General features: G+C 68.1%; 18 protein-coding genes and 2 pseudogenes. 10 read left to right on the top strand and 10 right to left on the bottom strand.

Features of this window, described 5'->3' with window-relative positions:
- Positions 1-5 precede the first annotated feature (5 nt).
- The 3 genes from FHU39_RS07780 (at position 6) to FHU39_RS07770 (ending at position 2,857) form a co-directional block, all read left to right on the top strand.
- Positions 6-1,409: a cryptochrome/photolyase family protein gene (locus FHU39_RS07780; protein ID WP_183319820.1), complete on the top strand. Its 1,404-nt coding sequence runs from the start codon at positions 6-8 to the stop codon at positions 1,407-1,409.
- 87 nt (positions 1,410-1,496) lie between these two features.
- Positions 1,497-2,087, top strand: coding sequence for an ECF RNA polymerase sigma factor SigK (sigK, locus tag FHU39_RS07775; protein ID WP_183319819.1), 591 nt, complete (start codon positions 1,497-1,499; stop codon positions 2,085-2,087).
- Positions 2,084-2,857 carry an anti-sigma factor gene (locus tag FHU39_RS07770; protein WP_183319818.1) on the top strand — a complete coding sequence of 258 codons (774 nt, stop codon included), beginning with the start codon at positions 2,084-2,086 and terminating at the stop codon, positions 2,855-2,857. The genes sigK and FHU39_RS07770 overlap by 4 nt, the downstream gene beginning before the upstream one ends.
- Before the next feature lie 41 nt (positions 2,858-2,898).
- Here the strand turns inward: FHU39_RS07770 and FHU39_RS07765 are convergent, their stop codons facing one another.
- Entirely contained in the window at positions 2,899-3,918 is a 1,020-nt protein-coding gene (locus tag FHU39_RS07765; protein ID WP_183319817.1) for a GNAT family N-acetyltransferase, read from the bottom strand.
- Positions 3,919-4,017: 99 nt separating this feature from the next.
- Positions 4,018-7,083: a BTAD domain-containing putative transcriptional regulator gene (locus FHU39_RS07760; protein ID WP_183319816.1), complete on the bottom strand. Its 3,066-nt coding sequence runs from the start codon at positions 7,081-7,083 to the stop codon at positions 4,018-4,020.
- 119 nt (positions 7,084-7,202) lie between these two features.
- On the opposite strand from FHU39_RS07760, the gene FHU39_RS07755 reads away from it, so the two are divergent.
- The gene (locus FHU39_RS07755; protein ID WP_183319815.1) at positions 7,203-8,612 is read left to right on the top strand and encodes an RICIN domain-containing protein; all 1,410 of its coding nucleotides are present in this window, start codon (positions 7,203-7,205) and stop codon (positions 8,610-8,612) included.
- A gap of 74 nt (positions 8,613-8,686) precedes the next feature.
- Here the strand turns inward: FHU39_RS07755 and FHU39_RS07750 are convergent, their stop codons facing one another.
- Positions 8,687-9,451, bottom strand: a complete 765-nt coding sequence (locus FHU39_RS07750; protein WP_425484783.1) for an IclR family transcriptional regulator — start codon at positions 9,449-9,451, stop codon at positions 8,687-8,689.
- Positions 9,452-9,578: 127 nt separating this feature from the next.
- Here FHU39_RS07750 and FHU39_RS07745 point away from each other — a divergent pair, with 127 nt between their 5' ends.
- Entirely contained in the window at positions 9,579-10,352 is a 774-nt protein-coding gene (locus tag FHU39_RS07745; RefSeq protein WP_183319814.1) for a CoA transferase subunit A, read from the top strand.
- Positions 10,352-10,978, top strand: a complete 627-nt coding sequence (locus FHU39_RS07740; protein WP_183319813.1) for a CoA transferase subunit B — start codon at positions 10,352-10,354, stop codon at positions 10,976-10,978. The genes FHU39_RS07745 and FHU39_RS07740 overlap by 1 nt, the downstream gene beginning before the upstream one ends.
- 95 nt (positions 10,979-11,073) lie before the next feature.
- Here the strand turns inward: FHU39_RS07740 and FHU39_RS07735 are convergent.
- Positions 11,074-11,352: pseudogene (locus FHU39_RS07735) on the bottom strand (ABC transporter permease subunit); the annotation flags it as partial.
- 149 nt (positions 11,353-11,501) lie between these two features.
- Positions 11,502-12,435, bottom strand: a pseudogene (locus FHU39_RS07730) (IS3 family transposase).
- On the opposite strand from FHU39_RS07730, the gene FHU39_RS07725 reads away from it, so the two are divergent.
- Both FHU39_RS07725 and FHU39_RS07720 read left to right on the top strand, forming a co-directional pair.
- Entirely contained in the window at positions 12,376-13,659 is a 1,284-nt protein-coding gene (locus tag FHU39_RS07725; RefSeq protein ID WP_221185172.1) for an alpha-L-fucosidase, read from the top strand. The pseudogene FHU39_RS07730 and the gene FHU39_RS07725 overlap by 60 nt on opposite strands.
- Positions 13,660-13,743: 84 nt before the next feature.
- Positions 13,744-14,559, top strand: a complete 816-nt coding sequence (locus tag FHU39_RS07720) for a hypothetical protein (RefSeq protein WP_183319811.1) — start codon at positions 13,744-13,746, stop codon at positions 14,557-14,559.
- Between the two features lie 65 nt (positions 14,560-14,624).
- On the opposite strand, the gene FHU39_RS07715 is transcribed toward FHU39_RS07720, so the two are convergent.
- The 3 genes from FHU39_RS07715 to FHU39_RS07705 are packed head-to-tail and all read right to left on the bottom strand — an operon-like array spanning position 14,625 to position 18,088.
- Complete coding sequence (locus FHU39_RS07715; RefSeq protein ID WP_183319810.1) at positions 14,625-15,347, bottom strand: TetR/AcrR family transcriptional regulator; 723 nt, start codon at positions 15,345-15,347, stop codon at positions 14,625-14,627.
- Between the two features lie 30 nt (positions 15,348-15,377).
- A complete protein-coding gene (locus tag FHU39_RS07710; protein WP_183319809.1) occupies positions 15,378-16,268 on the bottom strand; it encodes a universal stress protein in 891 nt (296 codons plus the stop codon).
- A gap of 2 nt (positions 16,269-16,270) precedes the next feature.
- Positions 16,271-18,088, bottom strand: coding sequence for an amino acid permease (locus FHU39_RS07705; RefSeq protein ID WP_183319808.1), 1,818 nt, complete (start codon positions 18,086-18,088; stop codon positions 16,271-16,273).
- A gap of 233 nt (positions 18,089-18,321) precedes the next feature.
- Here FHU39_RS07705 and FHU39_RS07700 point away from each other — a divergent pair, with 233 nt between their 5' ends.
- Complete coding sequence (locus FHU39_RS07700) at positions 18,322-19,629, top strand: serine hydrolase domain-containing protein (protein ID WP_183319807.1); 1,308 nt, start codon at positions 18,322-18,324, stop codon at positions 19,627-19,629.
- Between the two features lie 62 nt (positions 19,630-19,691).
- Entirely contained in the window at positions 19,692-21,137 is a 1,446-nt protein-coding gene (locus tag FHU39_RS07695) for a biotin carboxylase (RefSeq protein ID WP_183319806.1), read from the top strand.
- Between the two features lie 22 nt (positions 21,138-21,159).
- Here FHU39_RS07695 and FHU39_RS07690 read toward each other — a convergent pair whose 3' ends face one another.
- Entirely contained in the window at positions 21,160-22,359 is a 1,200-nt protein-coding gene (locus tag FHU39_RS07690; RefSeq protein ID WP_183319805.1) for a serine hydrolase domain-containing protein, read from the bottom strand.
- An 84-nt stretch (positions 22,360-22,443) separates the two neighbouring features.
- Positions 22,444-23,154: a FadR/GntR family transcriptional regulator gene (locus FHU39_RS07685; protein ID WP_183319804.1), complete on the bottom strand. Its 711-nt coding sequence runs from the start codon at positions 23,152-23,154 to the stop codon at positions 22,444-22,446.
- Positions 23,155-23,265 lie beyond the last annotated feature (111 nt).

Here is a 23,265-nt window from a genome sequence, read left to right as displayed (position 1 = left end):
GAGCAATGACGACGATCCTGTGGCTGCGCCGCGACCTGCGCCGAGGTCATCACCCCGCCTTGACCGCGGCGGCAGCCGGCGACCAGCCCGTGCTGCCGCTCTTCGTCATCGATCCGGATCTGTGGCAGCGGTGCGGGCCAGTGCGGCGCGGCTGGCTGGCCGCGACGGTGCGGGCGACCGACCCGGCATACGACGGACGGTTGTGTCTCCGCATCGGTGACCCCGCCGAGGTGGTGCCCCGGATCGCCGACGAGGTCGGCGCAACCGCGGTGCACGTCACCGGAGAATCCACGCCGCGGGGCACGCGCCGGGACCGGGTCGTGCGAGATCGACTGCGATCAGAGGGGATCCAGTGGGTGGTGACCGGGTCGCCATACGCGGTGACCCCGGGGACAGTCCGGAACCAATCCGGCGGGCCCTACCAGGTGTTCGGGGCGTTCGCCCGGGCCTGGCACCTGAAGCTCACCGCACCCGGCGACACCGTGGGTGCCGACTGGCACCACTGGGTAGACGCCGCCAGTGACCCGGCCGCCGCGGCCATGCTGGACCGGGCCGTCGAGGACTGCCCGGTCGCCCTGCCCGAGGCGGGCGAACACGCCGCGGAACTCCGGTGGCGTGCCTTCCTGCGCGACGGATTGGACGGCTACGCCGACAACCGCGATCGTCCGGACCTCGCGGGGACGTCCCACCTGTCACCCTGGTTGAAGGTCGGCGCGATCCACCCTGCGCGGCTGCTCGCCGAACTGGCCGGCCACCACGGGACGGGCGCTGATCGACTCGTCGACGAGCTGGTATGGCGAGAGTTCTACGCGGACGTGTTGCACCACCACCCGGACAGCGCCTGGCATGACCTGCGACCCACCCTGGGCACCCTCCCGTATGACGAGGGCGGCGACGCGCTGACGGCCTGGCAGACCGGACACACCGGCTATCCCATCGTCGATGCCGGCATGCGACAACTCGCCGAGACCGGCTGGATGCACGGCAGGGTCCGGATGCTGACCGCGAGCTTCCTGACGAAGGATCTGCACGTGTGGTGGCCGGTCGGTGCACGCTTCTTCCTGCAGCACCTGATCGACGCGGACATCGCGTCCAACAACCACGGCTGGCAATGGGTCGCGGGCACCGGCACCGACCCAGCGCCGTACTTCCGCGTCTTCAACCCGGTCACACAGGCGAAACGCTTTGACCCACAAGGGGATTACGTGCGGCGGTGGATCCCGGAGTTGGCTCATCTGGACGGTCCTCGGGTACACGAGCCGTGGCGTGCCGCCGACGGTTACGCGCACGGCTACCCCGCACGCATCGTGGATCATGCGGCCGAACGCCGCGAAGCACTCGCCCGGTACAACGCGGCCCGTGGCCGGCACCAATCCGGTTCGGCAGCAGCGACGAATCGTCAGATGTGATGTTCTCCGACCAGCAGGGAGTGACCATGCCGTCGTGCCGGCGCCCGGCCCGCAACGGCACTGGCCGTGATCCGGGCGGGAGCGGCCGTGCACGCCGTCCCTGACGATCCGGCACAGCCGGACGGGCAGCCGGGAGATGAGCTGGCCGCCATACTCGCGCAGTGTGCGCGGGGCGACGAGGGGCAGTTCGCCCGGTTGTATGACGCCACGGCGGCGCGCATCTTCGGACTGGTCCGCAGGATCGTCCGCGATCCCACTCAGTCCGAGGAGGTCACCCAGGAGGTCTACCTGCAGATCTGGCGCCAATGCGCACGATTCGACCCGAGCGCGGGCAGTGCGGTGGGTTGGATGATGACGATCGCCCATCGTCGCGCGGTCGACCGGGTCCGTTCCGCGCAGGCCCGGACCGAGCGGGAGACGGCATACGACGCCCGACAACAGACGGTGCCCTACGACACGACAGCAGAGAACGCGCACCGCGAGCTGGACGCCGAGCGGGTCCGCAAGGCACTGGGCAACCTGACACCCACGCAGCGGTCGGCGATCGACCTCGCCTACTTCGGCGGCTACACCCACCGCGAGGTTGCCGCCCTGCTGAATCTGCCCATGGGCACTGCGAAGACCCGCATCCGGGATGGCTTGATCCGCTTGCGTGACACGATGGGAGTGGAGCAATGAACGACGACATCCACGCCCTCATCGGCGCCTACGCACTGGACGCGGTGACCGACACCGAGCGCACCGAGTTCGAGGCGCACCTGCAGGCATGCGGCGAATGCCGCGCCGAACTCGCCGGACTGCGCGAAGCGACTGCGATGCTGGGTGCCGCCGAGCAGGCGACCCCGCCGCCGGCGCTGCGCGACGCGGTGCTCAGCGGCATCAGTGCCGTCCGGCCGTTGCCACCGGTGGTCGATGCCGGCACGAGCAGCCCGGGACGGCATACCGCGCGCAGCGACGACGGCGGAACGCGCGCCGACCTGAGCGAGCGACAGCCCGGGCGGCGTCCCTGGCGCTGGCTCGTAGCAGCTGCTGCCGCGGCGGCGATCATCGTCGGAGGCATCGCCTGGCACCCGTGGACCGGATCGCACCCAGCCACGGTGTCCGCAACACAGCAGGTGCTGCAAGCATCCGACGCACACCGCTACGTCACGCACCTGGACGGCGCCACCGCGACGGTCGTCTTCTCACCGAAGCTCGGCAAGTCCGTGCTGGAAAGCGAGCACATGGCCGCTGCGCCGGCGGGCCACACCTACCAGCTGTGGTACATGACCGCGAGCGGCAAGGCGACCAGCGCCGGCCTGTTCACCCCGCCCTCGGACGGGACCGGCCGGGTGCTGCTCACCGGCGACGCCGACCGTGCCGCGCTCGTTGGGATCACCGTCGAGCCCCGGGGCGGATCACCCCAGCCCACAACGAAACCCATCATGACCGTCCGACTCACGTCCTGAGATTTCGAGCCGGCGATGCCGCCCGGATCCCGAGCCCGGAATCACGTGAGCGGTGCGAAGATCCGCGCCGGGTCGAGCGGCGGGTCAGCCCGCACGGCGGTCGTCACAGATGTCGTCGGCGTCCACGGACGCAGGCGCAGCACTCCGACCGCGGGGCTGCGGGGGTCAACCGTCACGAGCAGGCCGGTGCCGCGGTCGCGCCAACTCCACCGGGTGTCCTCCCACAGCGCCCGGGCGGCATCGATTCGTCCTGGCGCGAACCAGAGGTGCTCGACACCGAGGTTACGCAGCCGGCCATCCTTCGGTACGACGCGGAGCGCGACATTCGCCACCCGGATCGCGACCGGCATGTGCACCAGCTGCATCGTGTGCAGCAGGCCTTCCTCCCGCAGCGCGAGCCCCGCGACGACAGCTCCGTCGCCATCGACCGCCACCCGATAGTGGTGCACCGGCACAGGCACCGGGGTCGCGGTCAGCCACGCGCGTAGCGACTCGGCGTCGAACACTCGGGCGAAGTCGTGGTCGGCGGTGAACGCCGTGAAGCCGTCGACGATCTGGGTGAGATCGTCGACGCCCGACCGGAAGGTGAGGCCGTCGACCGGGCCCGGCGGGCGCCGCCGCATCGGTACCGGCACGCTGACCGCCGGACTCGTGAATGCGGTGGCCCAGCGGCGAGCCGCCGCCAACGACCCGGCGTTCCCCTTCTGGATGTTGGCAAGCACCACCACCTCGGAGCCGCTCAGCTTCTCGGCACACTCGATGCGCCAGCGAGCCAGTGCGGCGCCGATGCCCTGGCGGCGGTGGCCAGGATCGACGGTGAGTGAGCCGAGCAGCGCGTACGGCCGCACCTGCCCGGCGTAGCGGAAGTCGCCCAGCGACACCGTCGCAGCACCCACGACCCGCCCACCGTCAACGGCGACCACGCTGCGGGACCGCCCGCCGCTCTCGCGCGCATGGGTGATGACCCGGAATCGCACCGCACCGCCGTCGGGACTGGCCCGATGCAGCGCCGCGATCGCCTCCTCGTCACCCTCGCCCGCCTCGCGGACCTCGAACGTCATCTGTCGCTACACCTCCACGCGGCCGAACCGCAGCGTACGCGGAGTCCGGCCGGCCCGCCCACGGTTTGCGACGGAGGCGCCACTCGCAGTGCTGCGGCGCTACAGAGTCGACGCCTGAAAGTCTGCCTCGTCCGCGTAGGTCAACGCGCCGAGCCGGCGAAAAGCCTGCGCCACAAGGCGCAAGGCGTCGGGATCGCCGTCGCAGCGAGCCGCGGCGTGGCGCGCATAGAGGGCAACGAGGTCGGCATCACACCGCTCGGCGGCCTCCTGGAGCAGCTCGACCAGGGACTGCGGAGACGCGCCCACACGCATCGCCTCGTAGGCCAGCCGCGCCTGCGGAACCGGACCGTCGGCGAAGTCGGGGATCGTGTCCAGCAGCGCGCGCTGGGCGGTCGAGTGGTCGCCGGACACGTATGCCGCCCAGGCCTCCGCGCGCCGGATGTCGCCGATCTGGTGGAAGCTCGGTGGCTCGTCTCCGAGCAGGTCGTGGCAGTGGACCATCGCGGCGGGCACCGCGGCGTCGTCGCCCGCGAAGTGCAGCGCGACGACTCGCATGGCTGCGGCCAGGGGCAGGAACCCGAGCGGATCCGCCTGGGCGAGCTGGTGTTCCGCCTCGGCCAGCAGACGCAGCGCCTCGCCGGGGCGTGCCTGGGCCAGGCGTAGCTCGGCGAGTGCGTACGCGAGATGGCCCGCGGCGGCGGCGTCGCCCATCCGGACGGCGTCGTCGAGCGTCGAGCCGCACCATGCTTCGAACCCGGGCCAGTCGTGCCCGACCTGCAACGTGACTCTGCACCACAGCGACAGGACGATCGTGTCCGCGATGCTGCGCAGCGGGAGTGCGGGTCGGTGACGCAGCGCCAGTGCCAGCGCGTCGGCGCTCCGCCCGCTGTAGAAGAGGCCGGCGACCGCCTCGGGGTCGTCGCTCTCGAGGACGCTGACAACCGTTGCGGGCCGGAGGGATTCGAGTCGCTGTTGCCATGCCGGGTCCGCCCACCATCTCGCGGCCCGGCCGAAGACCTCCCGCAGCGTCGCGTCGCGTCGCAGGCCCCAGTGCAGCACCTCCTGCTGGCGTTCCAGATACGTCGCGGCCTGGGTTTGGTTGCGCAGGTTGGGTTCGGCGGCCAGCAGGAGCGCCTCGGCCTCGACGTACCGCCGTTGCCTGGCCAGAGCCTGGGCCAGCACGAGGTCGGCCTCGACCCCGGCGCCTGTCCCCCGAGCCCGCTCCACGAGCCGCTCGGCGAGCCTCGGGTCGGCCCGCTCACACGCCACCTGCGCGGCGGCGATGAGCTGCTCGACCGGCGGGACGGTTCCGGCGTCCAGCCGCCAGCAGGTGGCGCGGAGCAGCTGCTGTGGCCCGCTGTCGAAAGCTGTTTCGCTGAGGCGGTGGTAGATCGCCCGCGTCCGCAGCGGGGTGAGTTCAGTGCGTAACACTTCGCCATACAGGGGGTGCCCGAGCCGCACCACTGCCCGCCCGTCCTCCTCGTGCACGGCAACAAGCCCGCGTATGTCGAGGAGCAGCAACGCGGACTCGTCCACCAGTCCGCACAGCTCATCGAGATCGAGCGGCTCCCCGAGCGCGAGCACCTCCAGCACGTCGCGTTCGCCCGACGCCAGGGTGTCGACGGTCGCAGACACCAGGTCAACGAGACGGGCCGGCAGTGCCGGCGTGCCGTTCAGACACCACAGTCCTCCGGCATCGGCCAGCGTGCCCCGCGACCGCGCGGTCGAGATCAGCTCGCGCAGGTAGAGGGCGTTCCCACCGGTCACGTCGTAGCACCACTGCTGCCCAGCCCGCTCCAGCGGTCCCCCGAGCAGGACCTCGGCCAGGCTGCTGGTCGCCGTCGGATCGAGAGCACCGAGGTCGAGCCGCTCGCACCCGGCGTCCTTCCACAGCGCCTCGACCGCGTCGGGGCACGGCTCTCCGCTGCGCACGGTCGCGACGACGAATGCGCCACCCGATGTCGCCAGGTGCAGCACGAGGGTCGCGGAGGCTGGGTCGAGCAGCTGCGCGTCGTCCACGCCGAGCACCAGTGGCCGCGTCCCGGCCTGTTCGCGTAGCAGCCGGGACACCCGCTGCACGAGGCCCAGCACGTTGCCCTGGTTGCCGTCGAGCTCGGGCAGCACCGGGAAGAACGGCCCCAGCGGGATGCTGGCGGCACTGCGGGTGGCCAGCGCGGTGACCACGAACGCGCCGTGATCGCCGATCCGCCGGAGCGCCTCGGTGGCGAGTCGGGATTTGCCGACGCCGGCCGGCGCGGTCACGACGACCCCCGCGCTGCCGTCCGCGTGGGCGCTGACGATGCGGTCGAGCTCCGTGGTCCGCCCGACCAGACGCCACGCCGGTGCAGCAGGCAGCGACGACGGCGCCGGTACGGTCCGGACCGCGACGGCCGGAGGCTGCACCGGCTCGGAGGACAGCTCCTGCGTGACCAGGGCGCGTTGCAGTTCGCGTAGTTCGGCACCCGGTTCGAGCCCGAGCTCATCGAGCAGGAGGCCGCGCACCCGCTGGTATGTCGCCAGTGCCTCCTCCACCCTTCCTGACCGGGCCAGCCCGGTCATCCGTTGTGCCCAGAGCCGTTCCCGGAAAGGGAACTGCGCCGTCAGCACCTCCAGGTCGGCCAGTGCGCTGTCGGTGTGTCCGGTCGCCAGGAGCGCGGCCACCCGCCACTCCACCAACTGGCCACGCAGCTCGGCCAGCCTGCCCACGGTCGCTTCGACCAGCCGGGGCGCGACGACCACCTCGTACGGCGTACCCCGCCAGAGTCCGAGCGCTTCGTCGCACACCCGTAGCGCCTCGTCGAACGCACCGCCTCCGGCATGGTCACGGGCCTGCCCGGCGAGCGACTCGAACCGCAGCGAGTCGACGGCCTCCGCGGTGATGGCAAGGCGATAACCGGCCAGCTCGTTGACCAGCGCAGGACCAGCGTTCTCGTCGCGGGACAGGCCGATCGCCTTGCGCAGCCGCGAGATCTGGTTCTCCATCGCCCCGGCGCTGACGTCGGCATCGTCGCCCCAGCCGGCCGCAGTGAGGTCATCGATCGACACCCGATGCCCCGCGTTGATCGCCAGCACCGACAGGAGCGCATGCTGCTTGCCACCCGGCACAGCAACAGGCCGCCCGTCGTCGCCCTCGACCAGGAGTGGGCCGAGGTCGCGGATGCGCACGAGGACGAGCATAGGGGCGCCAGTTGTCGCAGGGCGCCCGTTCCGTGAGAGCGCCATGGGAGCGGCAGTCGGCAATCTGCTCGGTGTCAGCACGACATACCGACGGAAGCGAGCACAACATGTCCATCTGCAAGGCCACGATCACCGGGGCACTCGGACTCGGCCTCACTGCCGCGGCCCTGGTCGGCGCAGCACCCGGGGCCCGGGCCGCCACATCGGCGGCCACGTCCCCGTCCACCGTCATCGACGCCTGGCAGAGCGACGCAGGCGGCCCCGCCACCCAGCTCTACGAGCTCAACCTGACCAGCAGCAACAAGCTGCTCACCGACCACGGCAACTCCATGACCACCGGTACCACGATGGACCTGTACGACGAGGTCGACACCACCGCCGGTGTCCCGCAGGCCAACCAGCTCTTGCAGTGGGTTCCGGACAACGGTAGCGACGACATGTTCCAGGGCGGCTGGGGTCACCTCAAGAACGCCCAGTCCGGGCTCTGCCTCAACCTCAAGGGCGGCACCACCGCCCTTTTCGCCCCGGTCATCCAGTGGGCCTGCGGTAGTTATGCCAACGAGGAGTTCAAGGCCCTCCCGGTCTCGCCTGGATCGCACCAGTTCAAACTCGTCTCCCAGATGGACCCGAGCATGGGCATCGGCGTGAACGACGACGACGGCGACGTCGCGAACAACTACGACACGATCAGCCGCCCGACAGCCGACATACCCGCCGACACCACGTGGTCGATCACCCGGATCGGCGGAACCCCTATCGGCATCGGCAACTTCGCGAAGTCCGACGAGGTCCTGGACAGCCTCAACACCACCCAGGCCGATGGCCTGCAGGCGGGTGTTCATCTTCGCGACACCACCCGCGACAACCAGCAGACCTGGTACCTGCAGCGGGTCGGCACCAAGAACGTCAACAGCAGGTATGCCTACTCCATTGACATGTCCACGGGCCAGAAGCTGACGGAGCTCGTGCCCGCCACAGCGCCGACGTATCGACTCGTCTCGGTCGGCAACGATTGGGCTCACGCCACCTGCCTCGGAACCCACGGTGACCACCCCGATATCGGCGCCGCCGTGGAGACCTACCGCTGTGACCCCAACGGCGTCGACCAGGCCAACCAGCAGTGGATCTTCGACAACAGTCAGGCGACCGACGGCGGCCACGGCGAGGACCTCGCCGTCACCGGGTTCGACATGACGCAGTTCGAGTTCGCCGTCTTCAGCGCCGCCATGCTCGACCCGAACGGCGGCACCTCCACCTACCCAGTGCTCGCCATCAACGCAGTGGGTCCGGCCAGCGGCAGCAAGCTGACCATGCACAACCAAAGTGACACACCGTTTGCGGCGACAACACAGATCTGGTCCTGGTTCAACCTGCACCCCAGCACGGATTCCGGTTCGGGCGACTCCAGCGGTACGACGACCTCAACCTGTGTCGGAGAGGCCTGCCTGGTCGGAAACAGTTACGGCAGCTGGGATGCCTTCGTCGACGCGTGGAAACGGGCACTCGAGATCAACTGAGTCGGGCGCACGCCGGCGAAGGCATCGCCCACCGGTGATCGTGTTCTGGACACGACGCAAGCAGCTCGGACGGACTATTTCCTGACAGCGATGGTCAGCTGTCTGGCCGCGTCGAGGAGCAGCGCACCGAGTTCGGGCTGCCTGTCGGGAGCGAATCGGTGGTCGACGCCGGTGAGACTCAGTGCCCATGCGGGGTTCTCCGCTCGATCGAAGACCACCGCCCCCATCCCCCAACTCCCGGCCACGAGAAGGCCCGGGTTGACGGAGTATCCGCACCGCCGGGTCTGCTGGATCCGCTCGCGAACTTCCTTCTCCTCGTGCGCCGGGCCGTAGGTGTCGGCAAGGTCGTGACCTGCCAGGTAGGCGTCGATCTCGGCATCGGACAGGTGGGCCAGGACTGCCTGTCCGGCAGAGGCCACGCCCAGCGGGAAACGAATCCCCTCATAGAGCACGTGTGACCGGATGGGGAAGCTGCCATCTTCGCGCAGCAGGCACACCGTTTCATCGCCGCGCCGCGCCGAGAAGAAGGCGCTCTCCCCCGTGATGTGCGCCAGCCGCTGAACGAACGGCAACGCAACGTCGGTCACGTCGTATCGGCTCGCCGACCCCGCACCCAACAGGTAGAGTTCCGGGCCGAGCAGCCACAGACCCGTGCCTCGATCTCGATCCAGAAAACCTTCGACTTGCAAGGACGTCAGTAATCGGTGTGTGGTCGGCCGAGCCAACCCGGTCGCGAGCTCACCTGCGACGTGGTGACGCCGGCGCCCTCCGCTGCGGACACGACCCGCAACACTGCAGCGACCCGGCCCACCACGTTCACCGGTACTCCCATGACGCATACGGTACTCGGGTGACGTGTTCACTCAGTGAACGTCGCCTGTGCACCGATTTCGGTCAGAGAGCAATTCCACCGTAGAAGCCTCCAGCGATTGACCACACTGATGGCTGAGCACTCTAATGCCTCCCATGGACAAAGTCGTTTCTTCGGCAGCTGAGGCCGTGGCCGACATCCCGTCTGGCGCATCTCTTGCGGTGGGTGGGTTCGGCCTGTGTGGCATTCCCAGTGTGCTGATCCAGGCCCTGCACGACACCGGTGTCACCGATCTGGAGGTCATCTCGAACAACTGCGGCGTCGATGACTGGGGGTTGGGGATCTTGTTGGCCGACAAACGGATCCGCCGCATCATCGCCTCCTACGTCGGGGAGAACAAGGAATTCGCCCGCCAATACCTGCACGGCGAACTCGAAGTCGAACTGACCCCGCAGGGCACCCTCGCCGAAAAGCTACGCGCCGGCGGCGCCGGCATACCCGCCTTCTACACCGCCACCGGAGTCGGCACCCAGATCGCCGACGGCGGCATGCCCTGGCAGTACGCCGCGGACGGCACGGTGCTGATCGCCTCACCGGCCAAGGAGACCCGCGACTTCACCGTCACCGGCACCACCAAACCCTACGTCCTCGAAGAATCGATCGTGGCCGACTACGGGCTGGTCCGCGCCGCCACAGGCGACCGACACGGCAACCTGGTCTTCCACAAGTCCGCCCGCAACTTCAACCCCTTGTGCGCCATGTCCGGAAAGATCAGCATCGCCGAGGTCGAAGAACTGGTCGAACCCGGCCAGATCGACCCCGACGACGTCCACTTGCCCGGCATCTACGTACACCGCGTCCTACCCCTGACACCCCAGCAAGCAGCCGACAAACGCATCGAGAAGACCACCACCAGGCAGGCAAGCTGATGGCACGCACCCGCAACGAGATGGCCGCCCGCGCCGCCCAGGAACTACACGACGGCGACTACGTCAACCTCGGCATCGGCCTACCCACCCTGGTACCCACCTACGTACCCGACGACGTCGAACTCGTCCTGCAGTCCGAGAACGGGCTGCTCGGGTTCGGCGCCTACCCCACCCCCGACCAGGTCGACGCCGACCTGATCAACGCCGGCAAGGAAACCGTCACCCTGCGCCCCGGCGCCTCGATCTTCCACTCCGCGATGAGTTTCGGGATGATCCGCGGCGGCAAGATCGACGCCGCGATCCTGGGCGCCATGCAAGTCTCCACCACCGGCGACATCGCCAACTGGACCATCCCCGGCAAAATGATCAAAGGCATGGGCGGCGCCATGGACCTGGTCCACGGCGCCAAGAAAGTCATCGTCCTGATGGAACACACCGCCAAAGACGGCTCCCCCAAAATCCTCACCCACTGCACCCTGCCCCTAACCGGACAAAAAGTCGTCCAACGCATCATCACCGACCTCGCCGTCATCGACATCACCCCAGACGGCCTACACCTGGTCGAAACCGCACCCGACGTCACCGAAGACGAAATCCGCAACAAAACCGGCGCACCACTGCACTAACAACCACCACCCCGCAAGGAGCCGTGGTCACCCCGTGACCACGGCCCCTTCGCCTCCCGGGAGGTCGTGGCGGGCGAAGCCGACCGAACCCGCCGCTACTTCGACGTCCCCTGGCTGACCGACCCCTGCAGTTGCCGCTGGAAGACCAGATAGACGACCAAGACCGGGATGACAGTGATCGTGACGGCGGCGAAGAGCGCGCCGAAGTCGACGGACTCGCCTGCCGTTGCCGCGAAACTGTCCATCGCCTGGGTCAGCACGTACTTGCTCTGATCGGTGTTGAGTGCGACCGGCAGCAGGAACTGGTTCCACATGCCGAGGAAGTTGAAGATGGCCACCGACGCTATGCCCGGCTTGGCCATGGGAAGCATGACATTCCGGGCAACGAGTGGAACGATCCCAGCGCACGAGGCGGTGCGACGGCATCGGAGTGGATCCGCCAATGGTCCGGGCCGACCAAACCACCCGACTGGGAGCGCACCTACGACGGGCTCTATGAACCGCCCCAGGTTCTGTGCCGCTGTTATACGGGTTGCAGCTCAGTGTTCTGGGCCGCGTAGTAGGCCGCCTCGTATTCGGCGGGTGCGACGTAGTCGAGGCTACTGTGCAGGCGTCGGTTGTTGTACCAGTCGACCCAGCTGGATGTCGCGTACTCCACGTCCGCGATGGTCTTGTACGGGCCGGGGTGGAAGACCGTGGTGCGGATGCACTCGGTCTTGTACAGCCCGTTGATCGTCTCCATCAACGCGTTGTCGTAGGCATCCCCGACGGACCCGATCGAGGGGCTGATCCCCTCCAAACCGAGGTGCTCGGTCAGCCGAATCGAGGTGTACTGCGACCCGGCATCGGAGTGATGGATCAATTCCTTGTACCCGACTCGGTGTCCGTGGCGGTCGCGTTGCCACAACGCGATCCGTAACGGAGTGGTCACCAGGTCGACTTCCTTGTTTGTCGCGGCGTGCCAGGCCACGATCCGCTGAGAGAACACATCGACGATGAACGCCACATACGTCCAGCCGGCCCAGGTGCGCACGTAGGTGAAATCGGTGACCCACACCTTGTTCGGTGCCGGTGCTCACGCAGCACCCGACAGACCGACTCGACCGCAAGCCCCTTGGCTCTCATCGTGTCGATGAACTCGATGATCAACGGGAGCGGGGGTCGAGTTCGCCCGCGAAGAAAGCCGTCGCTGCTTTCAACACCGCCACGTCCTCCCGCAGCCGACGGTTCTCAGCCTTCAACTTGCGGATCTGTTCGGCCTCGCTGCTGGTCACACCCTCACGCTGACCGGAATCCACCTGTGCTTGGCGCACCCACCGGCGCACGCTCTCTTGTCCGATTCCCAACTGCCTGGAAACCGCCAGACAGGCCGCCGTCAGCGACGGGTACTCCTGCTGGTGCTCGGTCACCAACCGCACCGCCCGAGACCGCAACTCGGCATCAATCTTCTTCGGCATGAAACGCATCCTTCCAACTCACAAAGATGCGGCATCAAACCTGGGGCGGTTCACTACCAGGAGTTCAACCCCACGCAGCTGGACCCCGTCGCCCTGGCTCGCCAGGCGCGTGACATGGGTGCCCGATACGTCATCGTGCCCACCAAGCACCACGACGGTTTCTGTCTGTGGCCGAGTCGATTCACCGAGCACACGGTCGCACCAACGCCATACGGCGAAGACATCGTCGGGCAGTTCGTCTCGGCGTACGACGCCGAGAACATCGACGTGTTCCTCTACTTCTCCGTGCTCGAATGGACCAATCCCGACTACGTCGAACACGCACCGCACACGGACGACGAACGCCGAAGGTTCGACAGGTTCCTGCAATACACCAGGAACCAGTTGCTGGAGCTCACCGAGCGTTACCCCAGCATCAAGGGTTTCTGGTTCGACGGCACCTGGGACGAATCCTGGTCGCGGGAGTACGAGTTCACCTACGCCCTGGAACGTGAGTTGCGCGCCGCGGTCCCCGGCCTCATCATCGGCTCTCGCTTCCGCGCGGACGAACACGGCAGTAGGCACTTCGACAGCACCGGCCGGTTGCTCGGCGACTATGAACAAGGCTGGGAACGCAAGCTGCCCCCCAGCTTCGAACTCCTCGAGGGGCACGACTGGGACTGCGTCACGTCGATCCCGCCCAACGGGTGGGCATACCTGAAGAACATCGACGGGCTCTATCTGAAGACAGCAGACGATCTCATCGACCTGCTCATGCGCTGCCGATCGATGAACGGCAACCTCGTGATCAACTTCGGGCCTGACGGCCAGGGGCGAATTCGCCCGGAAGAGAACGAGATCGCCGCTGCGCTGGCGCAGTGGACCCGGACCAACGAAGACGCAATCTACCCCGGCAGGCATGTGCCCATCCCGCGGACGCCGCTCGGGCACCTCACGAGGTCGGACCGCACGCTCTACCTGACCGTAGTGAACCGGCCGGTCAACGACATCGTCCGGCTCACGTTCCCGAAGGACTCGAGCGAGGTGCCGGTCGAAGCGCGCATCCTCGGCACCGAGGGTCAGGTGGCTGTCCGACACACCGACATCGGCTTCGACCTGGATCCGTACACGTACTACGACATCCGGCTCCCCCACGACTTCACCAGCACCCACGCCTTCGTGATTGCAATGACGCTTGGGGACCCGCCGCACCGAGCGGCCCACCTGATGGACGCAGCTATGTGACATCCGCGCCTGCGCCTGAGCGATTCCCACAATCGCAGCTGCTCGGCTACGGTCGTGCCACCAGTTCATGCGTGAAAGGTTCTGATGCGTACCAAGACCCAGACGATCACCCCTGCCAAGGCAGCGACCCTGCTCGAGGCGAACACAGCCAACCGGCCGTTGTCGAAGGCGACCGTGCATGCGTTCGCCGAGGCGATGCGGCGTGGTGACTGGAAAACCACCCACCAGGGCATCGCGATCGCCAGCAACGGCGAACTGGTCGATGGCCAGCACCGGCTCGCAGCCATCATCGAGGCCGACATACCGGTGAAACTGACCGTGTTCACCGATGTTTCACCCGACACCTTCGACGTACTGGACACCGGCAAGAAGCGCAACGCCGCCGACGTACTCGCCATCGAGGGCGAGAAGTACTCCCTGCAACTGGCCTCGATGCTGCGCACAGTATGGCTGCACGACAACCGGCCCAACACGGCCTGGTCCGGTGGCAACGCCCGGGTCACCAATCACCAGATCCTGGAGACCCTGGAAGCAAACCCGGGTATCCGCGACTACATCGTCACCGGCGAACAGCTGGCCAACCAGATCGGCATGATCAAGTCCGCCGCCGGAGCCGCCTCCTACCTGGTGGCGCGCAAGAACTCTGCCAAGAAACTCGAGCCGTGGTTCGAAGGACTCATCGAAGGCGCCGGACTGTCCAGGACCGATGCGCGGCTGAAGCTGCGCAACCTGATGCTGAACATGGCCCGCCGACAGGCCGGCGAAGGCCGCCGCCGGCACGACACCCGCGAACAAGTCGTGCTCTACCTGACCGCGTTCGCCGCCTGGACCAGCAACGAACCCGTCAGCCGGCTGCGCTACACCACCGGCGACGACATCCCAGCCATCCCCAAGATCTGAGCGCGAGCGGATCCGCATTTCGGCGCACTACCCGGGTCGTCGGACTGGATCCGCTTCGCACCGGCTCAGACCCGCACCCGGGAGCTTGCCTTCCGGCGCCGAGCCGTTCCGCGCCCGCCGCGGGGCCGGCCTATCGCGGCGGTCCGGCCGAGCATCTGCCGGACCGTGAGCCAAGCGTCCTCCTGCGCTTCGCCGATCTTCTCCGGTGTCGACCACAGGTCCGCGTTGTCGCACAGGACGATCAGCTGGGCCGCGAGGCGCCCGGCATCCCTCGGCTGTGCGGCCGTGGCGCGCAGCAGCCGGACCAGCAGATCCCGGTAGGTGTCGTGCAGCTCCCGGATCGCGTTGTCGGCGTCGTCGGTCATGATCGAGTGCAGGGCGTGTGCCCGTTCGAGAACGAGGATCGCGGGCGCGATGATCGGGTTCTCCAGCGTCCACCTGGTGTGCGCGAACACCAGCCGCCGCAGGTTCTCGGCCGGCGACTCGTCGGCCCGCAGGGCGACGGCCATCGTGCGGTAGAAGCTGCGCAGGTGCTCGGCCAGTGCGTCGGAGACGAGCTCGTCCTTGCCCCCGGGGAAGTACGAATACAGGCTGGCGGTCCGCATCCCCGTGCGTGCGGCGATCCGCCGCAGCGACGCACCCTTGACACCTTCGGCGGCCGCGATCTCGAGGGTCGCCTCCACGATCCGCGACCGCAGCCTCGACTCGTCGTCGTCGTTCGGCACCGGGGTGAAGCGGGCGGTGAACAGGGCAACCGCCTCTGCGAACCCATCGGGCCGCCTGGACATGGACACCTCCCGCGAAACTCGGCCGTCAGCCTACTCGGTGGACCGCGGAACGAGCAGGACGGGCACCGGCGAGGACCGCACGATCTTGGAGGCATCCGAGCCCAGGAAGAGCCGCGTGGCGGGAGCGGCAGCGCTCGATCCGACGACGAGCAGGTCGCCCTCGGCCCAGGGGACGTTGCCGATCGCCCGGCTCCACGACAGGCCGACTCCGACGGTCAACGAGTCCGCGAGCCGTTGACCGAGCTGATCGGTGCGCCCGCCGGCCTGCTCGCGGAGGTGATCCTTGGTCCGAGAGACCCACGCGTCGGCGACCAGATCGTCCGCCGACTGTTCGACGGTTTCGAGCAGCCGCTTGGGTGGCCGAACGACGAACGACACGGCTCGTAGCTCAGCACCTGCCTCCTGAGCGAGCCGGTTCGCGGTGTCCGCGAGATGCGCCCCGTCCGCGGCGCCGGAATACGCGACCACGACCCGGCGGATGCGTGACTGCGGACCCGACCGGAACCCCCGCGGGGCCAACACCACGGGCCGGGGCGCGGAGTGGACCAGGCGACTGGTGATGCTGCCGAACGAGATCCGCCCGAGAACTCCCTTGCTCGAGGACCCGAGCACCACTGCGGAGGCGTCGACCTCCGCGGCGAGGTCGAGCAGCCCGATGGGGATCGACGGCGCCTCACGGACCTCGTAGGTCGCGGCGATGTCGGACGGCAGGCTCGCCCGGGCCTGGTCGAGGACGGCGTGTCCCCACTCCCGGAGCGTGCCGACGTAATCGCCGTCGACCGGGACGAGGTCGGACACGTGCGGAACCGCGACGACCACCGCGACGACGAGCGGCTCGTCGAGCGACCGGGCCAGGACGCTGGCGGCCTCCAGCGCCGTCGTGCCGCTCTCCTCGGGCGCGTACCCGACAACGACAGCCATCGTCAGACCGAGGCCGACAGGGACTTCGCCTCGACGTGCGTCACCGGTACGCCCAGCGTGCGGGCGCGGTCGACGACGTCGAAGCGCTGCCAGACCGACTCCGACGCCGGCAGGGTGACCACGACGATCTGGTCGGGCTTGAACTCCTCGGTGGCCGCCTGCAGTGCGCGCAGCGGACGATAATCGCCGAGGGCGCCACCCGCCGCCAGGCCGTTGGACTGCAGTGTGTCCAGCGTCAGGTCGAGCCGCTCCTGCGCGGCGCGGACCGTCGCGTCGGCGACCGAGACCGCGCCGTGCGTCGCCGCCACACCGGTCTCCACCGGGCTCGCCGGCACACATACGTAGTACTCAGCCTTGCCGGTCGCGTCGATCCGCCCGAGCTCACCGATCAACTCGTCCGAGCCCAGCGTCTGGTTCGCGAGGACGAGGACGCGGTGCGCGACCCCCGTCGGCTCGGGCGCGACAGGCTCCGGCAGACGCGCGATCCGCGCCCGGTTGATCAGGAACAGGATGAGGAAGACGGCCCAGGACAGCAGGCTCAGCCACAACTGGATCCGGACGCTCTTGTCGAGCGCCATCTGGACGAGCACGGCGAAGATGGCGAGCGTGGTCAGCGCCGACAGTGCCGGGAACAGCCACATCTTCACCTTCAGCCGGCTCTCATCCGTCCGGTATCGCAGCACGATCTGGGAGATGCAGATGAGCAGGTAGACGAAGAGGATGACCGCCCCGGAGGAGTTGAGCAAGAAGCTGAACACCGTGTCCGGGGAGATCGCGGCGACGATGACGCAGAGGAAGCCGATGACCGAGGAAGTCAGGATCGCGACTACCGGGACACCGCGGGAGTTCACCGACACCATCGCCGCAGGTGCCTCTCGCCGCGCCGCCAGGACGAACAGCATGCGGGAAGCGGTGTACATGCCGGAGTTGAGGCAGGAGAGCACGGCGGTGAGGACGACGGCGTTCATCAGGTGGTCGGCGAACGGGATGCCGATCTTCTCGAAGGCGGATACGTATGGCGAGGCCGCCAGGTCGTCGGAGTTCCACGGCAGGATGACCGCCAGCAGGAAGATCGAGCCGACGAAGAAGAGCGAGATCCGGGTGATGACCGAGTTCGCGGCCTTCGCGACGGCCTTCTCCGGGTTGTCCGACTCCGCCGCGGCGATCGTCGCGATCTCGGCGCCGACCATCGAGAAGATGACGGTTACGACACCGGCTGTGATCGCCCACCCACCTTTCGGTAGGAACCCGCCGTGGGATGTGAGGTTGCTGAAGTCCAGGTGCCCACCGGGCCACAACCCGAGGACGAAGAGCGTCCCGACCACGAGGAACACGATGATGGCCGCGACCTTGATCCCGGCGAACCAGAACTCGAACTCACCGAAGGACGACACCGAGATGAGGTTCGTCCCCGTCATGAGGATCATCAGGACCAGGCTGATCGGCCAGGTCGGCACGTCGGGCAGCCAGAAGTTGATGACCTTGGCGCCGGCAACGGCCTCGAACCCGACGACGATCACCCAGAAGTACCAATACAGCCAGGCGACGGAGAATCCGGCCCAGTCGCCGAGCGCCGAGCGGGCGTAGTCGGAGAAGGACCCCGTCGACGGGTTGGCGACCGCCATCTCGGCGAGCATCCGCATCACCATGATGATGAGGACGCCGCAGAGGGTGTAGGTGAGGAACGCACCCGGGCCGGTCGTCTGGATGACGACACCGGACCCGACGAACAGGCCCGCTCCGATGACGCCACCCATGGCGATCATCGTCAGCTGGCGCTGGTTCAGCCCCTTCTTCAGTTCCGGTCCAGCGCCGCCCATGTCAGGCCTCCGCAGGACGGGCGACGGGACGGGGCGGCGAAGCGAAGACAGTCATGGGCGGTCCTCCAAGAGCAGTTCCGGCGAGACGACGCTGTCTCGGCTGGGTGGCGGGTAGTGTAACGACCGTTACGCCCGACCGTCCAGAGTCGCTCAAAAGAGCGCTATACGACGGCGTTACAGTCGTTACGAAGACTCGGCCCCGCACTGCGACCTGCCGGGCTACGATGACCGCCATGCCGTCCGCTCCGCCCGACCGTCACCCGGGGACGAGTGGCGAGAACTGGCTCGACCCACCGTACGGTGAGTGGGCCGTCTGGCACCTCGACGAGCTGGCCCCGACCCACACCGTGTCGCGCGGGTCCGGGCCGGTGCGACCGCTTCCCCCGGCGACGCACGAGTTGCCGGTCGACGAGATCCCGGTGACCCGGCACGACGGATCCGAGGCGACGGTGCGTGAACTGCTCGACGCGACGGAGACCGACGCGTTCGTCGTGCTCCAGGACGGCGAGCTCGTGCACGAGGAGTACGCCTACGAGGGCGGCGGGAACGACCGGCACGCCGTGCTGTCGATCACCAAGTCCATCGTCGGCTGCGTCGTGGCGGTGCTCGCGGAGCGCGGCGTCCTCGATCTGAGCGCTCCGGTCTCGACCTACGTTCCCGCGTTGAGCCCCAGCGGCTACGGCGACGCGACCTTGCGCAACCTGCTGGACATGCGCAGCGGCGTCCGGTTCATCGAGGCGTATTTCGACCCCTCCTCCGATGTCAACGAGCTGGATCGCCGGCTCGCCGACACCGGTATGCACGCCTACCTGAGCACTCTCCCGCAGGAGCGGCCGCATGGCGGCCCGTTCCGTTACCGGTCGAGTGAGACCGACGTCCTCGGTTGGGTCTGTGAGGCCGCCACCGGCGTACCCATGGCAGACCTCATGTCGGAGCTCGTGTGGGAGCCGATCGGTGCCGAGGACGACGCCTACATCTCGTGCGACGTCACCGGATCCGCCATACACGACGGAGGTTTCGCGGCTCGTGCTCGCGACCTGGCCCGCTTCGGTCAGATGCTGCTGGACGGGGGAACGGTGCCCGATCTGCGCGCCCCGGAGGGCGAGGACCCGCAGCCGCAGACCGTCGTGCCCGCCCGCTGGCTGCGGGACGCGTGGGGTGTCGACTCCGACATCCGCTCGGCCTTCGTCGAGTCGCCGAGCGAGCAGGTCTATCAGGGCGGCTGGTACCGCAACCAGATGTGGTTCCGGCCCGGCCCCTACGGCGACGTACTGCTGTGCATCGGCATCCACGGCCAGCTCATCCACGTGTGCCGTCGGACGGGCACGGTGTGCGTCAAGCTGTCGCACTGGCCGCACCCCGTCGACCCCGATCGCAGCCAGAACACGCTGCGCCTGTGCGACACGATCGACGGCATCCTCGCGGCCCCGGGGCATCACCCGAGGTCGCGTCCCGGGCGTGGTCTGCCCGGTGTCGCAGCCGGCTTCCGGCGGGGTTCGTCCACGATGCGTCGGCGAACCCCTGCTCCGGTCCGCACCTGAAACCTCCCGTCGGCGACCCCACCGACCGGATCCGTCCACTCCCCGCCACCGAAGGACGTCCCATGAGTTTCAAGAGCCACCTGAACGGCATACCCGAGATCCGCACGTTCTTCCGGACCAACGACCAGCCGATCTACTTCTTCGGCCCGACCGCCTTCAATCTCCTCGGCATCGATCGCTGGGTGCGCAACTTCCGGTACGTCACCTACTACGACTCGTGGGACGGCGGGCACCCGCGCGTCTTCAGCCCGAAGAACAAGCCGTATGTCGAGTTCGAGTCGAGCGAACACATCAACAACTACCTCCTGCGTGACCGGGAGGTGCAGGCCTATCTGGCCAGCCGGGGCGGGCGGCCGATGGTCGCGATGGTCTTCTTCGACGAGGAGACCGAGGAGCTGTGCGAGGAGCTCGGTTACGACCTCATCCTGCCGCCGGACCAGTTGCGCCGACGTCTCGACTCCAAGATCGTCACGACCCAGCTCGGGACGGAAGCCGGCGCACCGTCGGTGCCCAACGTCCTGGGCCGCGCCGAGTCGTGGGAGCAGCTGTCCACGCTCGCCGAGGACAACGGTCTCGGCACCGACCTGGTCATCCAGACGCCCTACGGGGACTCCGGCAAGACGACGTTCTTCGTCGCCGCGGAGGAGGACTGGGACAAGTACGCCGACGACATGGTCGGCCAGGACCTCAAGATCATGAAGCGCATCGACAACAAGGCCGTTGCCGTCGAGGCCTGCATCACCCGGCACGGGACGATCGTCGGCCCTTTCATGGTCGACCTCACCGGCTACCCCGAACTCACCCCCTACAAGGGCGGCTGGTGCGGGAACGACCTGTTCCCCGATGCGCTCACGCTCGACCAGCGGTCGCGCGCCATCGAGCATGTCCGCAAGCTCGGCGACCGACTCGCCAAGGAGGGGTACAAGGGCTTCCTGGAGATCGACGTGCTCGTCGACCTCGCCACCGATGAGGTCTACCTCGGTGAGCTGAACCCCCGCATCTCCGGGGCCTCCTCGATGACCAACGTCACCGCCGGCGCGTACGCCGACGTCCCGCTGTTCCTGTTCCACCTGCTGGAGTTCATGGACGTGGACTACACCGTCGACGTGGAAGAGATCAACGCCCGCTGGCGCGACCTCGCGGCCGTCGACGTCTGGTCGCAGCTCATCATGAAGGAGCCGAACGACGGCGTCGACCTCATCCACGCGGCACCGCGGACCGGCACCTGGCGGCTCGGCGACGACGGCTCGTTCGTCTTCGAGGCGGTGAGCAACGACTGGCACGACATCACCACGGCGGAGGAGGCATTCTTCCTGCGGGTGTATGCCAAGGGTGACTACCGCTTCAAGGGCGCCGACCTGGGCATCCTGGTCACCAAGGGCCGGATGCAGACCAGTGAAGGGCTGACCGCCAGGTGCCGGGCCCTGATCGAGGCCATCCGCTCCCAGTACGTGACCGAGCCGATCGACGACGCACCGGCCGTGATGCCGATCGCCTACGTGAAATAGCCGGTCACCGAAGCCGGGTCGCTCAAGAGGACTCGGCGAGAGCGGTGCCGAGGACGCGGAAGGCGCGCAGCGTGTCGACGAGGTGATCGACATCCTGGGCCGACGGCCACGACGACTGCTTCACCGCGACGAGACGCGTCGCCGGGTGCACGAAAACCATCTGGCCGTGGATCCCGAGGCAGACCAGGGCGACGTCGTTCTCGGCCGGTACGAACCAGAACTGGTTGCGGTACCACCCGCCGGGCAGCACGGGCTCGTTGTCGGAAGCCGCGAAGGCGGCGCGCACGTCGGCGGGGCGGTCGTATGCCGCATGTATCCACGACGGCGGCACGACAGTTGCGCCGTCGACGACTCCGTCCTCGAGGAGCATCTGGCCGAAGCGGGCCATGTCGCGGGCGGTCGCGGAGACTCCGCCGTCGTGGACCGCCGTCCCGATCGTGTCGCAGGTGATCTCCGCGTCCCGCTCGGCGCCGATCGGACCCCACACGAGCTCGGAGATGAGGTCGGCCATCCGCACGCCGGCGGCCCGTTCACACACCCAGCCGAGCATGTCGGTGTCGGCGGAGCGGTAGGTGAACGCTCCCCCGTGGTCGCTCTCGCGCCCCAGGGTCGCGAGGTAGGCGTAGGCCCCGACGGGGTCGCCCGCTGCGAGCGGTCGCCACCCCATCGAGCGCTCCATGACGCGGACCTGCGCGTCAGGATCGGTGTAGGCCTCGGAGAACGCCACGCCCGTGCGCATGTCGAGCAGGTCACGAACGCTCGTCCCGCCATACCCCGATCCCTCGATCTCGGGGACGTACTGGGTCGTCGCGGCCGAGGGGTCGAGGAGACCGCGTTCGGCGAGGATCCCGGCGACGCACCCGACGACCGACTTCGAGCACGACATCATCAGGTGGACGGAGTCGGTGCTCATCCCTTCCGCATACTGCTCGGCGACGAGGACGCCGTCGTGGAGGACGACGAGGGCATCGGTGTGCGTCGTGTCGATGACGTCCTGGACGGTCTGAGTGCCGCGGGTCAGCCGCGTCACTGGCACTGCGGAGAGGTCGGCTCGGGCGCCCTCGGGGAGGGATCGGGCCTTGGGCCCGGCGGCGATGCGATGGCTGCCCATGAGTTCCCGCATGTGCCGGAAGGACCACTGGACGTTGGCCGGCTCCTGCCAGTTGTCCTGGGTGACTCGGGTGCTCTCCTCCGTCGGGAAACCTCTCATCAGCGATGACATGTCGAGCATCGTAGCCCGGCGCCGAACATCGGATTCGCTCCCGCATCAGCCCCGCTCACCGGATCGGCGACAGCCGCCGCCCGGTCACGAATCCTCGTCGTCCGGCTCCCAGCTGAGCAACCGCACGGTGCTCACGTGATCGACGTGGCCGTGCATCGCCTCGGCCGCTTCGCGTGCGTCGCCGGCGCGGATCGCGGCGGCGATCCGCGCGTGGTCGGCATACGACTGACGGGGGCGGTCCGGCTGCCGCAACGACTCGCGTCGGCTCTCCGCGATCGCGTCGCGGATCTCGCCGTAGAACTCCTCCAGCAGGTGGCTGTGGGCTGCAGCGGTCACTGCCGTGTGGAAGCGCCGGTCGCCTTCGATGGGCACCTCCTCGCGGTCGATCTGCCCCTGCATGAAGACCAGCGCGGCATCGATCGCGGCCAGGTCCGCTTCGGTGCGCCGCTCCGCCGCGAGTGCCGCGAGCTTGGTCTCCAGCGCGTCCCGCGCATCCAGCACGTCGGGCAGCCGCTTCTTGCGCGCGACGAGGTCCGGCAGCGAATCGACCTCGAGCCGGTCCCGCACCAGGTAGATGCCGCCGCCGTGCCGGGTCTCGACCAGCCCTTGCACCTCGAGCGCGACGATCGCCTGGGCGACCGACGCGCGGCTCACCCCGAGCCGGGCGGCGAGTTCCCGCTCCGGCGGCAGGCGCGACCCGGCGGTCAGACCCGACTGCGCGACGTGCTCCTGCAGTCGCGCGATCACCTGTTCGTAGAGCCGCGTCCGCCCTACCGGACGCAACGTGTCCGCCATCGCCAATCACCTCCGCCGATCCCCCGATCAGTCTCTCAGGGTCTTGACGTGGCTCAGCCACTGGGGCAGTATTCGTCATGGCCCAGTGGCTGATTGGCTTAGCCAATTATG

This window comes from Flexivirga oryzae (genome assembly GCF_014190805.1).
GTDB lineage: Bacteria > Actinomycetota > Actinomycetes > Actinomycetales > Dermatophilaceae > Flexivirga > Flexivirga oryzae.
The sequence above is the reverse complement of the archived record's forward strand: the minus strand, read 5'-3'. Positions and strand labels throughout refer to the sequence as shown.

Excerpts from the sequence above, each read along its gene's own strand:
- FHU39_RS07720 (WP_183319811.1), top strand. The coding sequence starts at position 13,744 with ATGCGTACCAAGACCCAGACGATCACCCCTGCCAAGGCAGCGACCCTG.
- FHU39_RS07690 (WP_183319805.1), bottom strand. The coding sequence starts at position 22,359 with ATGTCATCGCTGATGAGAGGTTTCCCGACGGAGGAGAGCACCCGAGTC.
- FHU39_RS07745 (WP_183319814.1), top strand. The coding sequence starts at position 9,579 with ATGGACAAAGTCGTTTCTTCGGCAGCTGAGGCCGTGGCCGACATCCCG.
- FHU39_RS07750 (WP_425484783.1), bottom strand. The coding sequence starts at position 9,451 with ATGCGTCATGGGAGTACCGGTGAACGTGGTGGGCCGGGTCGCTGCAGT.
- FHU39_RS07685 (WP_183319804.1), bottom strand. The coding sequence starts at position 23,154 with ATGGCGGACACGTTGCGTCCGGTAGGGCGGACGCGGCTCTACGAACAG.
- FHU39_RS07740 (WP_183319813.1), top strand. The coding sequence starts at position 10,352 with ATGGCACGCACCCGCAACGAGATGGCCGCCCGCGCCGCCCAGGAACTA.
- FHU39_RS07715 (WP_183319810.1), bottom strand. The coding sequence starts at position 15,347 with ATGTCCAGGCGGCCCGATGGGTTCGCAGAGGCGGTTGCCCTGTTCACC.
- FHU39_RS07700 (WP_183319807.1), top strand. The coding sequence starts at position 18,322 with ATGCCGTCCGCTCCGCCCGACCGTCACCCGGGGACGAGTGGCGAGAAC.
- FHU39_RS07770 (WP_183319818.1), top strand. The coding sequence starts at position 2,084 with ATGAACGACGACATCCACGCCCTCATCGGCGCCTACGCACTGGACGCG.
- FHU39_RS07780 (WP_183319820.1), top strand. The coding sequence starts at position 6 with ATGACGACGATCCTGTGGCTGCGCCGCGACCTGCGCCGAGGTCATCAC.
- FHU39_RS07695 (WP_183319806.1), top strand. The coding sequence starts at position 19,692 with ATGAGTTTCAAGAGCCACCTGAACGGCATACCCGAGATCCGCACGTTC.
- FHU39_RS07710 (WP_183319809.1), bottom strand. The coding sequence starts at position 16,268 with ATGGCTGTCGTTGTCGGGTACGCGCCCGAGGAGAGCGGCACGACGGCG.
- FHU39_RS07765 (WP_183319817.1), bottom strand. The coding sequence starts at position 3,918 with ATGACGTTCGAGGTCCGCGAGGCGGGCGAGGGTGACGAGGAGGCGATC.
- FHU39_RS07705 (WP_183319808.1), bottom strand. The coding sequence starts at position 18,088 with ATGGGCGGCGCTGGACCGGAACTGAAGAAGGGGCTGAACCAGCGCCAG.
- FHU39_RS07755 (WP_183319815.1), top strand. The coding sequence starts at position 7,203 with ATGTCCATCTGCAAGGCCACGATCACCGGGGCACTCGGACTCGGCCTC.